15 protein-coding genes and 1 rRNA gene are annotated in these 13,480 nt (G+C 60.6%); 8 read left to right on the top strand and 8 right to left on the bottom strand.

Annotated elements, in window-relative coordinates:
* From rrf to ACEUCR_RS14290, 3 genes are all read left to right on the top strand, one after another.
* Positions 1-104 (top strand): 5S ribosomal RNA (gene rrf / locus ACEUCR_RS14300); the annotation flags it as partial.
* Between the two features lie 273 nt (positions 105-377).
* Complete coding sequence (tmaR, locus tag ACEUCR_RS14295) at positions 378-695, top strand: PTS system regulator TmaR (protein ID WP_042001426.1); 318 nt, start codon at positions 378-380, stop codon at positions 693-695.
* Between the two features lie 202 nt (positions 696-897).
* Positions 898-3,996: a transglycosylase domain-containing protein gene (locus ACEUCR_RS14290; protein WP_408790954.1), complete on the top strand. Its 3,099-nt coding sequence runs from the start codon at positions 898-900 to the stop codon at positions 3,994-3,996.
* A gap of 64 nt (positions 3,997-4,060) precedes the next feature.
* Here the strand turns inward: ACEUCR_RS14290 and yjgA are convergent, their stop codons facing one another.
* Complete coding sequence (gene yjgA, locus ACEUCR_RS14285) at positions 4,061-4,585, bottom strand: ribosome biogenesis factor YjgA (protein WP_042001431.1); 525 nt, start codon at positions 4,583-4,585, stop codon at positions 4,061-4,063.
* Between the two features lie 112 nt (positions 4,586-4,697).
* Between yjgA and pmbA the strand changes: the two genes are divergently transcribed.
* On the top strand, positions 4,698-6,041 hold the full coding sequence (gene pmbA, locus ACEUCR_RS14280; RefSeq protein WP_408790951.1) for a metalloprotease PmbA: 1,344 nt from the start codon (positions 4,698-4,700) through the stop codon (positions 6,039-6,041).
* Between the two features lie 88 nt (positions 6,042-6,129).
* Here pmbA and murA read toward each other — a convergent pair whose 3' ends face one another.
* From murA to mlaF, 7 genes are read right to left on the bottom strand one after another with little or no spacing between them, the layout of a single operon-like run.
* The gene (gene murA, locus ACEUCR_RS14275; protein ID WP_042001437.1) at positions 6,130-7,386 is read right to left on the bottom strand and encodes a UDP-N-acetylglucosamine 1-carboxyvinyltransferase; all 1,257 of its coding nucleotides are present in this window, start codon (positions 7,384-7,386) and stop codon (positions 6,130-6,132) included.
* A 17-nt stretch (positions 7,387-7,403) separates the two neighbouring features.
* Positions 7,404-7,661, bottom strand: coding sequence for a BolA family iron metabolism protein IbaG (ibaG, locus tag ACEUCR_RS14270; RefSeq protein ID WP_042001440.1), 258 nt, complete (start codon positions 7,659-7,661; stop codon positions 7,404-7,406).
* Entirely contained in the window at positions 7,661-7,933 is a 273-nt protein-coding gene (locus ACEUCR_RS14265) for an STAS domain-containing protein (RefSeq protein WP_408790948.1), read from the bottom strand. The genes ibaG and ACEUCR_RS14265 overlap by 1 nt, the downstream gene beginning before the upstream one ends.
* A complete protein-coding gene (mlaC, locus tag ACEUCR_RS14260; RefSeq protein ID WP_042001446.1) occupies positions 7,930-8,562 on the bottom strand; it encodes a phospholipid-binding protein MlaC in 633 nt (210 codons plus the stop codon). The genes ACEUCR_RS14265 and mlaC overlap by 4 nt, the downstream gene beginning before the upstream one ends.
* A 9-nt stretch (positions 8,563-8,571) precedes the next feature.
* On the bottom strand, positions 8,572-9,063 hold the full coding sequence (gene mlaD, locus ACEUCR_RS14255; RefSeq protein ID WP_042001449.1) for an outer membrane lipid asymmetry maintenance protein MlaD: 492 nt from the start codon (positions 9,061-9,063) through the stop codon (positions 8,572-8,574).
* A gap of 8 nt (positions 9,064-9,071) precedes the next feature.
* The gene (mlaE, locus tag ACEUCR_RS14250; protein WP_042001452.1) at positions 9,072-9,851 is read right to left on the bottom strand and encodes a lipid asymmetry maintenance ABC transporter permease subunit MlaE; all 780 of its coding nucleotides are present in this window, start codon (positions 9,849-9,851) and stop codon (positions 9,072-9,074) included.
* On the bottom strand, positions 9,851-10,651 hold the full coding sequence (mlaF, locus tag ACEUCR_RS14245) for a phospholipid ABC transporter ATP-binding protein MlaF (protein WP_042001455.1): 801 nt from the start codon (positions 10,649-10,651) through the stop codon (positions 9,851-9,853). The genes mlaE and mlaF overlap by 1 nt, the downstream gene beginning before the upstream one ends.
* A gap of 206 nt (positions 10,652-10,857) precedes the next feature.
* Between mlaF and ACEUCR_RS14240 the strand changes: the two genes are divergently transcribed.
* The 4 genes from ACEUCR_RS14240 to lptA are packed head-to-tail and all read left to right on the top strand — an operon-like array spanning position 10,858 to position 13,478.
* Positions 10,858-11,853 carry a KpsF/GutQ family sugar-phosphate isomerase gene (locus ACEUCR_RS14240; protein WP_408790945.1) on the top strand — a complete coding sequence of 332 codons (996 nt, stop codon included), beginning with the start codon at positions 10,858-10,860 and terminating at the stop codon, positions 11,851-11,853.
* Positions 11,853-12,407: a 3-deoxy-manno-octulosonate-8-phosphatase KdsC gene (gene kdsC / locus ACEUCR_RS14235; protein WP_408790943.1), complete on the top strand. Its 555-nt coding sequence runs from the start codon at positions 11,853-11,855 to the stop codon at positions 12,405-12,407. Before ACEUCR_RS14240 ends, kdsC begins: the two co-directional genes overlap by 1 nt.
* Entirely contained in the window at positions 12,407-12,967 is a 561-nt protein-coding gene (lptC, locus tag ACEUCR_RS14230) for an LPS export ABC transporter periplasmic protein LptC (RefSeq protein WP_042002244.1), read from the top strand. Before kdsC ends, lptC begins: the two co-directional genes overlap by 1 nt.
* Positions 12,954-13,478 carry a lipopolysaccharide transport periplasmic protein LptA gene (gene lptA / locus ACEUCR_RS14225; protein ID WP_042001463.1) on the top strand — a complete coding sequence of 175 codons (525 nt, stop codon included), beginning with the start codon at positions 12,954-12,956 and terminating at the stop codon, positions 13,476-13,478. Before lptC ends, lptA begins: the two co-directional genes overlap by 14 nt.
* Positions 13,479-13,480: the final 2 nt, after the last annotated feature.

The following is a 13,480-nucleotide window of genomic DNA, read 5'->3' as shown; positions in this document are numbered from 1 at the left end:
TAGCGCCGTGGAACCACCTGATCCCATGCCGAACTCAGAAGTGAAACGCGGTAGCGCCGATGGTAGTGTGGCATTCGCCATGCGAGAGTAGGACACTGCCAGGCACCCAATACAAGAAACCCCGCTCGATGAGCGGGGTTTTTTATTGCCTGAAAAACAGCATTAATCGTGCGATTTGTTACGTTGTGTTGACATCTTCTTTGCAAATCAGGGTGTTAGTGGCCGGACTTCGGTGGTTCATATGCAATTGGCTTGTATCTGTCACATAACTCGGTAGAGTAAAGGCATTCGACGTTCGCCTGCGTTTCTTGATGAACATCCTTCCTCTCAGGCGTAACCTGTCCCGATTTTATCAACCTTGAGTCAGTGGTAACGATATGGAACAAGTAAACAAGTCCACCTTCAACGATGTATTGGAATATGTGCGTATGTCTCGTCGTCAGAACAAGCTCAAGCGCGAGATCACTGACAACGAGAAGAAGATCCGTGATAACCAGAAGCGGGTGCTGCTGCTCGACAACCTGAGCGACTACATCAAGCCTGGCATGAGCATAGATGAGGTGCAGGCCATCATCGCCAACATGCGCACCGACTATGAAGAGCGGGTCGATGATCACATCATCAAGAATGCCGAGCTCTCCAAGGAGCGAAAAGAGCTCAGCGCCAAGCTGAAGGCGATGAGCTCTCACAAGTAATCCATCAAGATGGACATATCGGACACCGGCCTATGGCCGGTGTTTTTGCATCCTGTCGACCACTGGGCCGAGACAATCGACTCCCATTTTGCAAATAGCCCTGCTACCATCGACACGAAGCACGAATTGTTTTCAAGCCATTGACTTGAAAACACTAAGCTTGAGTGAAATACAATAAATTGCGTAACCATGGTGAGCGGATATGGGCGCATTACAACGGACGGATCTGGATAAAGTGGCACCTCAAGAGTTTCCCGTCCCCACAGAGGACGGCCCCAAAAAGCGCAAGCCTCGCTCCTGGTGGCGTTGGTTGCTTTGCCTGCTCTTCTTGCTCTGCCTGGTAGCGGTGGCTCTGCTGGTTGGCTATGAGATGAAGACCTCCAAGTTGCAGTCCCAGGAGATCTCCCATTATGCCGCCAAGCTGAGCTATCGGGTCGAGCCGGGTCCGAGCGACAAGATCATCTTTCCCGATGATGGCCCTTTCGACAAGCGACTGGGTTATGTCTTGCTGCCCATGATGCAGGAGCGGCTGCTCAAGCGCGGCTACGAGGTGAGTCAGCAGGTTCGCTTCTCCGATGCACTCTATGACTATGCCAAGCGTGGCTTCTTCGTGCCTTACACCGAGAAGGTTCAGGCCGGACTGACCCTGAATGACTGTCGGGCTGCTCCTTTCTATGATTTCCACTATCCAAGCCACTACTATCCGGACTTTGCCTCTATTCCACCCCTGGTGGTGCAGTCCCTGTTGTTTATCGAGAACCGGGATCTGCTCAGCGATGAACAGCCCTTGGCCAACCCGGCCGTCGATTGGCCACGTTTTGCCAAGGCAGCCGTGTCGCAGCTGGGCAAGGCGCTGGACATGGAGGGCCAGTCGGCCGGCGGCAGCACGCTGGCGACCCAGGTCGAGAAGTACCGACACTCCCCCGATGGTCTGACGGTGTCGGCCACCGAGAAGATTCGTCAGATGATCTCGGCCAGTGTACGGGCTTATCGCCTCGGTCCCGAGACCCTGGAGGCCCGCAAGTTGGTGGCCTGGGCCTATCTCAACTCAGTGCCCCTCTCGGCGGCGCCGGGTCATGGTGAGGTCCATGGGTTGGGGGATGGGCTCTGGGTATGGTTTGGGGCCGATGTGGCCGAAGTGAACCGCCTGCTCGATCCCGCCCGCAATCAGGATGCCCCCCTGGATGACAAGGGCTTGGCCCTGCGTCAGGTGGTTTCCCTGATGATTGCCCATCGCCGTCCTTCCTACTACCTTGCCCAGGGGCGGGATGCACTGGCCGCGCTGACCGACAGCTATCTGCGCCTGTTTGTGCAGGAGGGGATGATCACGCCGGATCTGATGGCCGCCGCCCTCAAGGCCAAGATCACTTATCGTGATTTCCTGCAGTCACCGGCCATCACCCGGGTCAATAACAACAAGGGATTGCAGGTGGCGCGCACCCGTCTGAGCAGTCATCTTGGGGTGCAGCTCTACGATCTGGACCGGATGGATCTGACCGCCGAGACCAGCCTCAACATGCCGTTGCAAAAAGAGATCACCGGCTATCTGCAGCAGCTTGCCGACCCCGCTTTCGCCGAGAAAATCGGGTTGTATGGTGAGCGGTTACTCTCGCCGGAGAAAACGGCCGATGTGCGCTACAGCTTCACCCTGTTCGAGAAATCGCCCTATGGCTTCAAGGTCAGGGTGCAGACCGACAACACGGATCAGCCCTTTGACATCAACGAAGGCAGCAAGCTGGAGCTGGGCTCTACCGCCAAGCTGAGGGTGCTGACTACCTACTTGCAGATGGTTGCGGAGCTCCATGACAGCTACGCCGACATGCCAGCCGAGAGCCTGCGCAAACTGGAGATATCCCCCCAGGACAACATCAGCCGCTGGGCCGTCTCCTATCTGATCAATGTCAGAGACAAGAGCCTGCCCCCCATGCTGGAGGCGGCCCTAGATCGCAAGTATTCGGCCAGCCCGTATGAAGGTTTCTTTACCGGCGGCGGCATGCACACCTTCAACAACTTCAACAAGTACGACAACAATCGCAATCCGTCCCTGCGGGACGCGCTGCGCGAGTCCATCAACCTGCCGTTCGTGCGGCTGATGCGGGACCTGGTGCGCTACACCCTCTACAAGGATGGCAACCGCAGCCAGTTGCTCAAGGATGACAGGGATCCCCGTCGCACCGAGTACCTGGTCCGGTTCGCAGACAAGGAGGGCCAGACCTATCTGCTACGCTTCTGGCGCAAGTATCAGGGCAAGACGCCGGCCGAGCGGATCGATGCCTTCCTCGATGGCCTCAGACCCAGCGCCATCCGGCTGGCAGCGGTGCACCGCTATCTCTATCCGGAGGCAGATCTGGCGACTTTTACCGCCTTCCTCGATGGTCGGCTGCCCAAGGTACTGCGCAAGCAACTGAACGAGCGGCGGATCGCCCAGCTGTATGACTCTTATGGACCAGGTAAGTATTCACTACCGGATCAGGGTTATATCGCCCGCGTCCACCCCCTCGAGCTCTGGCTGGTCTCTTACCTCAAGGCCTACGAGAAGGCGACCTTCAACGACGTGGTCATGGCGAGCCGGGATGAGCGTCAGGAGGTCTACAGCTGGTTGTTCAAGACCCGTCATCGCAGCGCCCGTGACACCCGGGTGCGCACCATGCTGGAGGTGGAAGCCTTCCTCGACATCCATCAGCGCTGGGCCAAGCTCGGCTATCCATTCGGCCATCTGGTGCCCTCCCTGGCGACGGCTCTCGGCAGCTCGGGGGATCGACCCGCCGCCCTGGCCGAACTGATGGGCATCATCCAGAATGACGGCATCCGGACGCCGACCCTGCGCATCGAGCACCTCTCCTTCGCCAAGGACACGCCATTCGAGACGGAGTTTGAACCCGCCCATGGTCAGGGCGTGCGTGTGCTGCCATCTGCGGTGGCAACGGCCCTGCGTGGCGCCCTCTCCAAGGTGGTGGAAGGGGGCACGGCGCGACGCATTTCGGGGGCCTTCACCCTGCCAGATGGCACTGTGCTGGCATTGGGAGGCAAGACGGGGACGGGAGACAACCGGCTCGAGACGGTGGGACGCTATGGTAATGTCACCAGTTCGCTGGCTCGCAACCGGACCGCGACCTTCGTGTTCTACATCGGCGAGGATCACTTCGGTACCCTGACCGCCTATGTGCCAGGTAGCCAGTCGGACAAGTTCCGCTTCACCTCCGCATTGCCGGTACAGGTGCTCAAGGGGATGGCTCCTCTGCTGACCCCGTATCTGGTGCCCCATACCCAGACCCAGTGTCTGGCACCCGAGGCGGGTTGAGACTGCCATCGAAACGACAACGGGGCCGACAGGCCCCGTTGGTTATGGTATTAAGACGCAAGGCTCACAGCTTGTCTTCTATCTCGCCACGCAGATACTGGTAGATCTCGCGAAACGCCGCCGGCGGCTTGTTCAGCTCACGCTCTTTCTTGGCGTTGCGGATCAATTGGCGCAGCTTCTGGCGATCCAGCTCATGGAACTGGGACATGAGCTCGTTGAGGGCCTCATCCCCTTCGACGATCAGCCTCTCGCGCCACTGCTCCAGCCGGTGCAGGCGTGCATTGATGGTGGAGTGGCGATTCTTGATGATCGACAGGGCCTCGGCGATGGGCTCTATGTCGCGGCTGCGCATCAGTCGGCCGATGAACTGCAGGTGGCGGCGGAAAGACTCATCCTTCTTGGGCTTGAGCCTGCGGCCCAGCTCGACCGCCTCGGCCAGCTCTTCATCCAGCGGGATCTTCTCCAGCTCGCTGTGGCTGAGGTCGACGAGTTCATCGCCCATCTTCTGCAATATCTCGGCTTCGCGCTTGAGCTGGCTCTTGCTGGGGCCCCAGTCCTCGAACTCTTGCTCGTCGTTAAAGTGACTCATTGGTCTTTATGTCCTGTCATTCATATTTGGGCGATATGGTACCAGCTTCTCCCGCTGGGCGCAGGGGTCTGATATGCTGAGCCCCTTTCCTTTCTTCATGCAGACTTGAGTTATGGATCAGCAAGACCAAATCCGCCAGGATCAGGCGCAACTGGAGGCCGTGGTTGCCGAGGCGCTTGAGATTGCCAAAGGGCTGGGTGCCTCGCTGGCAGAAGTCTCTATCAGCAAGCAGACCGGATTGTCGGTCAACGCGCGCGGCTGCGAGCTGGAAAGCATCGAATTCAACAAGGATGGGGCGCTCGGCATCGCCGTTTACCGCGATGGTTGCAAGGGCTCCTCGTCAACCACGGACCTCAGTCCCGCGGCAATCCGCGCCGCCGTCGAGGCCGCCATCGAGATAGCCCGTCACACCTCGGCCGATGCCTGCGCCGGTCTGGCCGATCCCGAGCTGCTGGCCTGGGATGCCCCCGATCTGCAACTCTGCCATCCCACCCTGCTGGATCCCCAGCAGGGCATCGAGCTGGCCATCGAGTGCGAGCGACTGGCGCTTTGCAGCGACAGCCGGATCAAGCACTCGGACGGCGCCGGTTTTTCCAGCCACCTCGGCATCAAGGTCTACGGCAACAGCCACGGCTTTCTGAAGGGGTATGCGGCATCACGCAACTCGCTGAGCTGCATGCTGATCGGCGAGCAGGATGGCGACATGCAGCGGGATTACGGTTACTCCTCCAGTCGCGATCTGGCCGGGCTGTGGAGCCCGGCACGGATCGCCGACGAGGCGGTGAGCCGCACCGTCGCCCGGCTCGGTGCCCGCAAGATAGCGACCCGCCATGCGCCCGTGCTGTTTCATCCCGACACCGCCGCCGGCCTGTGGGGCCATCTGGTCATGGCCATCAGTGGCGGCAATCTCTATCGCAAGTCCAGCTTTCTGCAAGAGCGGCTGGGGCAGCAGATCCTGCCCGACTGGCTCACCATCCAGGAGTTTCCCCACCTGCCGGGCGGCCTGGCCAGTTCCCCGTTTGATGGGGAAGGGGTGCGCACTCGGGATCTCGACATCATACGCGACGGCCACCTGATGAGCTGGCTGCTCACCTCCTACTCGGCGCGCAAGCTGGGGCTGACCACCACGGGGCACGCCGGTGGCATCCACAACTGGCAGGTGTCTAACACGGGGCAGGACCTGCCCGCCCTGCTCAGGGAGATGGGCACCGGCCTGCTGGTGACCGAGCTGATGGGGCAGGGAGTTAATATCGTCAACGGTGACTACTCCCGCGGTGCCGCCGGCTTCTGGGTCGAGAATGGGGAGATAGCCTATCCGGTCGAGGAGATCACCATAGCGGGCAACCTCAACGAGATGTTCCGCCAGATAGTGGCCGTGGGCACGGATCAGGATGAGCGTTCCAGCCTGAAGACGGGGTCCGTGCTGGTTGAAAGCATGAAGCTGGCCGGCCACTGACCATCATCAGTGTAGCCTTGCCGCAAACAGAACGGCCCCCTCGCATGGCGAGGGGGCCGTTTCATATGGGCTTTGTCCCGTTGCTATATCAGCCAGGGATACGCTCGATGCGACCACCCAGGGCTTGCAGCTTGTGTTCTATGTCTTCGTAGCCACGGTCGATGTGATAGATGCGCTCGACCAGGGTGGTGCCTTCGGCCACGAAGCCAGCCAGTACCAGGCTGGCGGAGGCGCGCAGATCGGTGGCCATCACCTGGGCACCCTTGAGCTGCTCGGTGTCACGGCAGATGGCGACATTGCCCTGCAGTTCGATGTCCGCCCCCATCCGCACCAGTTCGGGCACGTGCATGAAGCGGTTCTCGAAGATGGTCTCGGTGACCATGCCGGTGCCCTTGGCCACGGCGTTGAGCACGGTGAACTGGGCCTGCATGTCGGTCGGGAAGGCCGGATAGGGGGCCGTCTTGATGGTGACCGGCTTGAGGGTACGACCCGTCATGTCCAGGCTGATCCAGTCGGCCCCTTTCTCGATGAGGGCGCCCGCCTCTTCCAGCTTGACCAGCACGGCTTCCAGCAGGGAGGGATCCGTCTTGCGGCAGACAATCTTGCCGCCGGTGACGGCGGCGCCGACCAGGAAGGTCCCGGTTTCGATACGGTCTGGCTGGACGCTGTAGCTGCCACCGTGCAGACGCTCGACCCCGTCGATGGTCAGGGTATCCGTGCCGGCACCCTGTACCTTGGCGCCGAGGGCGTTGAGGAAGTTGGCGAGATCGACCACCTCGGGTTCGCGGGCGGCGTTCTCGATCACGGTGCGACCCTCGGCCAGGGCAGCCGCCATCATCAGGTTCTCGGTACCGGTCACCGAGATCATGTCCATCAGGATGTGGGCACCCTTGAGGCGACCATCAACCCGGGCCTTGATGTAACCGTCTTCGATGGTGATCTTGGCGCCCATCAGCTCCAGGCCGTGGACGTGCAGGTTGACCGGGCGGGCCCCGATGGCACAACCGCCGGGCAGGGAGACGTCCGCAGCACCGAAACGGGCGGCCAGGGGGCCGAGCGCCAGTATGGAGGCGCGCATGGTCTTGACCAGCTCGTAGGGCGCGACATGGTTGTTCACCGCCCCGGTCAGCACGGTCACGTTGCCGTTGACCTTGGTGCTGGCCCCCAGCATCTCCAACAGCTTGAGGGTGGTGCCCACGTCTTTCAGGCGCGGCACGTTGGAGAGCTGGATCTCTTCGTCACACAGCAGGGTGGCGAACAGGATGGGCAGGGCGGCGTTCTTGGCACCCGAGATGGTCACTTCGCCATTGAGCGTGCAACGACCATCGATCTTGAATTTGTCCATGTTACTTAAATACCAAATCAGGAGGGCAGGATAAATTTGCGTTCACGGGCCCACTCGGTCGGCGTAAAGGCCTTGATGGAGAGGGCATGAATGGCGTTGGTGGCGATCTTGTCCATCAGCGGCCCGTAGATGGCCTGCTGCTTCTTGACCCGGCTCATGCCGTCGAACATGTCGCCGACGGCGATCACTTGATAGTGACTGCCATCCCCTTTGACGTGCACTTCGGACAGGGGCAAGGCCTCTAGGAGTAGTGCTTCAATTTCAGAGACTTGCATTATGAGTCCTCAGTTTGTTGCGCAATGGGCTGAAAAAGGCTGGCGACCCCGTACAGGGTCGCCAGGGTATGGATGTCTGCACTGGCGCCGACCAGTAGCGGTTGACCACCACGGGCCAGTACCGCCTTGGCCCACTTGACCAGCAGTGCCAGGCCTGCGGAGTCCAGACTGCTTATCCGGCTCAGATCCAGGCTATCCTGCTGCCACCACTCATCGCGGCGCCGCCACAGGTCGATGACCTGTTCGGATTGCAGATCGGTTCCGAATATCATGACTTGATCACCAGCGGCTTGGCGTTGTGGGCCTGCAGCTGGGCGATGACGGCGTCTATGCCGTTCTGGCGGATCAGGCCGCCGAGCTCGCTCTGTTTGGCGGAGAGCAGGCTGATGCCCTCGGCCACCATGTCGAACGCCTTCCACTCGCCGGTCTTGTTGTTCTTGCGCAACTTGAACTCCAGGAAGATATCGGGCTTGCCGCTCTCCTTGACGCTGACGCTGACCGCAGTGATGTTGCCGGTCGCGGGCTTGCCCGGTTCGACCTTGACCACCTGCTTGTCAAAATGGGCGAGGGCATCGGCATAGGAGCTCACCATGTACTCGGTGAACACGTTGACGAAGGCATCGCGCTGGGCCGGGGTAGTCTGCTTGATCTGATTGCCAAGCACCTTGTAGGCCGCGAAACGGTTGTCGATATAGGGCAGCAGTTCCTCGCGGATGATCACCCTCAGGTGGTCCGGCTGCTGCTTGATCTGGTTCTGGTCGGCCTTGAGGCGGGCGAAGGTCTGCTTGGCCGCGGTATCCACCAGTACATAGGGATCGCTCGGATACTCGGCTGCCCGGGCGGTCAAGGAGAACAGTATGCTGGCCATCAGACCGATCAGCAGGGTCATTTTTTTCAACATGGTCACTCCTTACTTGGTCTCTTCTTTGCTGTCGGAAGATTGGCTGTACAGGAACTTGCCAATCAGATCCTCGAGCACTATGGCTGACTTGGTATCTTCGATCATGTCGCCGCTCTTGAGCATGGCGGTGCCCATCTCCTCATCGGAGAAGCCGGGCGCCAGCCCAATGTATTGTTCGCCGAGCAGGCCTGAGGTGAGGATGGAGAGGCTGCTGGTCTCGGAGAACTCGCCGGCACTCTTTTGCATCTCCAGGGTGACAACGGGCACCTGGCTCTTCTCGTCCAGGCTGATGTCACTGACTCGACCGACGACGACGCCACCGACCTTGACCGGCGAGCGTACTTTCAGGCCGCCGATATTATCGAAATGGGCGCGCAGGGTATAGGTTTCTCCCTCCGGTTTAAAGCTCAAACCGGCAACTTGCAGCGCCAGGGCGAGAATGGCCGCGATGCCTGCCAGCATGAAGAGGCCAACCAGGAATTCTACTTTGCTGAACTTCATCTTTAACCTTATCCAAACATGACTGCGGTGAGTATAAAATCCAGGCCGAGCACGGCCAGGGAGGAGTTGACCACGGTGCGGGTCGTGGCCTGGCTTATCCCGGCCGAGGTGGGCTTGGCATCATAGCCGTTGAAGAGCGCAATCCAGGTGACCACCAGGGCAAAAATCAGGCTCTTGATGGCGCCTTGCATGATGTCATCCTGCCAGTCGACCGCGGCCTGCATGGCGGACCAGAAGCCCCCCTCATCGACGCCGAGCCAGTCGACGCCGACCAGTTTGCCGCCCATGATGCCCACCAGACTGAACATGAAGGCCAGCAGCGGCATGCTGATGACACCGGCCCAGAAGCGAGGGGCAACCACGCGGCGCAAGGGATCCACCGCCATCATCTCCAGGCTGGAGAGCTGCTCGGTGGCCTTCATCAGGCCGATCTCGGCGGTCAGGGCCGAGCCGGCGCGCCCGGCGAACAGCAGGGCTGTCACCACGGGGCCGAGCTCGCGCAGCAGGGAGAGAGAGACCAGGGGCCCCAGGCTCCCTTCCGCGCCGAAGTCCTTGAGCACATTGTATCCCTGCAACGAGAGTACCATACCGATGAAGAGGCCCGAGACCAGGATGATGGCGACCGACTGGACCCCGACCACATAGAGCTGCTGAAGCAGCAGAGGAAAATGCTTGCGGGGCTGGGGACGGCCGGCCAGGGCATGAAACAGCATGATGGTGGCACGGCCCAGGGCCGTGAGGATCTGAATGCCGGATCGTCCCAACTGGTTTATTTGACTTATCAACATCATAGATCCTGTAGTAGCTCGCCAGCCGGGAAATGGAACGGGACAGGGCCGTCGGGAAGTCCCTGCAGGAACTGCTCGACCTCGGGGTTGCGCTCTTCCCGCAGCTGTTGCGGTGTGCCCTGGGCCACTATCTTGCGATTGGCGATGATATAGGCGTAATCGGCGATGCCCATCACCTCGGTCACGTCATGGGTGACGATGACGGAGGTGATGCCGAGGGCGTCGTTGAGCTCGCGGATGAGCTTCACCAGCACCCCCATGGTGATGGGGTCCTGGCCGACGAAGGGTTCGTCGAACATGATGAGGTCCGGATCCAGGGCGATGGCTCTGGCCAGGGCGGCCCGGCGGGCCATGCCGCCTGAGAGCTGCGAGGGCATCAGGGAGGCCGCGCCGCGCAGGCCCACGGCCTCCAGCTTCATCATGACGATGGTGTGGATCAGCTCCTCGGGCAGGCCCGAGTGCTCGCGCAGGGGAAAGGCCACGTTGTCGAACACCGTCATGCCGGTGAAGAGGGCACCGCTTTGGAACAGCATGCTCATCCGTTTGCGCAGACTGTAGAGTCGGCGGCGGGACAGGCGGGGAACATCCTCGCCGTCAAACAATATGGTGCCGGCATCGGGCTTGAGTTGACCGCCGATCAGCCTCAGCAGCGTGGTCTTGCCGATCCCGCTGGGCCCCATCACGGCAGTCACCTTGCCACGGGGGATGGTGAGGCTGATGTTGTCGTAGAGCAGGCGGTCGCCGTGACTGAAGCTGAGATCGGAGATGGTGATCAGATCGTTGTTCAAACAATGGTCCATCGGGTGCAAATGAAGAGCGAATTTTATGGGCTAGTCTAGGTCTAAGCAACAACAAGGGACAACTATTGAACAGGCTGGCCCCCTTTGCAGGCGACAGCTTTCGGCCGTTTGTCCCCCGTTGCTCTCGCCAGAAACCATCGGATTCGCTTATCTGGGCAGACTTTTTTATAATCCCGCAGCTAATTTCGGCCCGGAGCGGTTCCCATATGTCTGTCAAACCAGAAAACCTGTCTGAAATGTTCGATTTTCGTCGCAGTGCCAAGGCGGTGCTGGACATAGAGAAACAAGCCATCGAGGGCCTGCATCAGTACCTGGATGAGGCGTTCGATCGTGCCTGCCAGCTGATACTGGGTTGCGGCGGCAAGATAGTGGTCACCGGCATGGGCAAGTCCGGCCATATTGGCAACAAGATTGCCGCCACCCTGGCCAGCACAGGGACGCCCGCCTTCTTCCTGCACCCGGGCGAAGCCAGCCACGGGGATCTCGGGATGATCTCGGGGGGGGATCTCATCATCGCCATCTCCAACTCGGGGGAGAGCGACGAGATCCTGGCCCTGCTGCCGGTGCTCAAGCGCCGCGGCATCCCGCTTATCTGCATGACCGGCAATCCGGCCTCGACCATGGCCAAGGAGGCCAACGTACACCTCTGCGTCCGGGTCGAGCAGGAAGCCTGTCCCCTGGGGCTGGCGCCGACCTCCAGCACCACGGCCACCCTGGTGATGGGGGATGCCCTGGCCGTCGCCCTGCTCGAGGCCCGCGGTTTCACCGCCGATGACTTCGCGCTCTCCCACCCCGGCGGGTCGCTGGGCAAGCGTCTGCTGCTGCGAGTCGGCGACCTGATGCACAGCGGTGACCTGTTGCCCCAGGTGGGGATAGATGCCACCATCAGCCAGGCCCTGCTGGAAGTGAGCCGCAAGGGACTCGGCATGACGGCCGTGGTCGATGGCGATGGTCTGCTGGCGGGTTTGTTTACCGATGGCGACCTGCGTCGCATCCTGGATCAGCGGGTCGATGTCCACAGCACCCCTATCGCGCAGGTGATGACGGTCAACTGTGTTACCGTAAGGCCGGAGATGATGGCCGCCGAGGCGGTAAAACTGATGGAAACCAAAAAAATCAATGGCTTGTTGGTGGTCGATGGCGACAAACGTCCCCTGGGGGCCTTCAACATGCACGATCTGCTCAAGGCGGGAGTGATTTGATGCAACAGATGGCGACGCCCTACGGTCCGGTCACCGCCTGCCAATACGACAAGGCGGCGCGTATCCGCCTGCTGGTGTGTGACGTGGATGGAGTGCTCTCCAACGGCCTCATCTACATGGGCAACGAGGGGGAGGAGTTCAAGACCTTCTGCACCCGGGATGGCGCCGGCATGAAGGCGTTGATGAGGGCGGGCATCGAGATCGCCATCATCACGGGGCGCAACTCCCGCATCGTCAGCAACCGGATGGCGAGCCTGGGGGTGAAGCATGTGGTCCAGGGGGCGGATCAGAAGCTGCCCCATTTCGAGGCCCTGCTGCAGCAACTGGGACTGGATGCCAGCCAGGCGGCCTACATGGGGGATGACACCATAGATCTGCCGGTGATGCAGGCCTGTGGCCTGGGGGTGGCGGTCGCCGATGCCCATCCGCTGGTGGTGGCGCGCGCCGATCTGGTGACCCGGCTGGGTGGGGGCATGGGCGCGGTGCGCGAGCTGTGCGATCTCATCTTGCAGGCCCAGGGGCATGCCGATGAGCTGGCCGAGGTATCGGCATGATCAGTCGTCAGACCCTGCTGTTCGCCGCCCTCTTCATCGTGGCTCTGGCCATCTGGCAGCTGGGGGATGTGACCCTGGCGCCGCCGGCCGCGCCCAAGACGGAACATTATCAGCCGGACTTCATCGCCAAGGATCTGGTGACCACCCGCTTCGACGAGACGGGCAAGCGCAGCGAGCGACTGGAGTCCGTCTATGCCGAGTATTTTCAGCTGCTCGAGCAGGCCACTTTCGACAAGCCCATCGTCTATCTGTTCGATGACAAGGGGGATGCCGAATGGAAGGTGACCGCCGAGACGGGGGTGCTCAACACGGACGACAACGTGATCCTGAGGGACAAGGTGCATCTCGATGGCCTCTTGCCCACCTCCTTCATCTCCACCCTGGACACTCCCTACCTGGAGCTGGACTTGGTGACCCAGGATGTGAGAAGTAATCGTCAGGTCGCCATCGTCGCCAAAGAGTTCCAGACCGAGGGCGTTGGCCTGAAGGGGCATCTGGATCGCAAATATTTCGAATTACTGGACCAAGGCCATGCCATCTATTTCAATGAGAAACGTTAATCTGGCCGCGTTCGCCCTGCTGCTGTGCGGGGGCGTCAGCGCCAAGGAGTCCGACTTCGCCGAGAAGGTGTATGTGGACGCCGTCAAGCAGATAGCCGAGATGCAGGATAACCGCGTCACCTTCAGCGAGGATGTCATCATCACCCAGGGCACCATCAAGATTAAGGCGGACAAGGTGGTGGTGATCCGATCAGGCGAGAAGGGTGCCGAGGTGATGACCGCCTATGGCAAACCCGCCACCTTCTTCCAGATCCTGGACAACGGCAAGCCGGTCAATGCCCATGGCGACAGCATTCGCTACGAGCTGAAGAATCGTCTGGTGACCATCACGGGCAACGGCGAGCTCAAGCAGGAAGACAGCCAGGTGAACGGCGATCTGATCCGCTATGACATCGTGAAACAGAAGATGATCGCCGAAAGCAAGGGCGAAACCAATCGCGTCAAGACGGTGTTCCTGCCCGATCAGGTCGAGAATTTCGACAAACCCGCCGACAAAAAGCAGGATAAATAAGC

It is taken from the genome of Aeromonas bivalvium (assembly GCF_046078285.1).
GTDB lineage: Bacteria > Pseudomonadota > Gammaproteobacteria > Enterobacterales > Aeromonadaceae > Aeromonas > Aeromonas bivalvium.
This window is presented reverse-complemented; position numbering and strand designations above follow the sequence as displayed.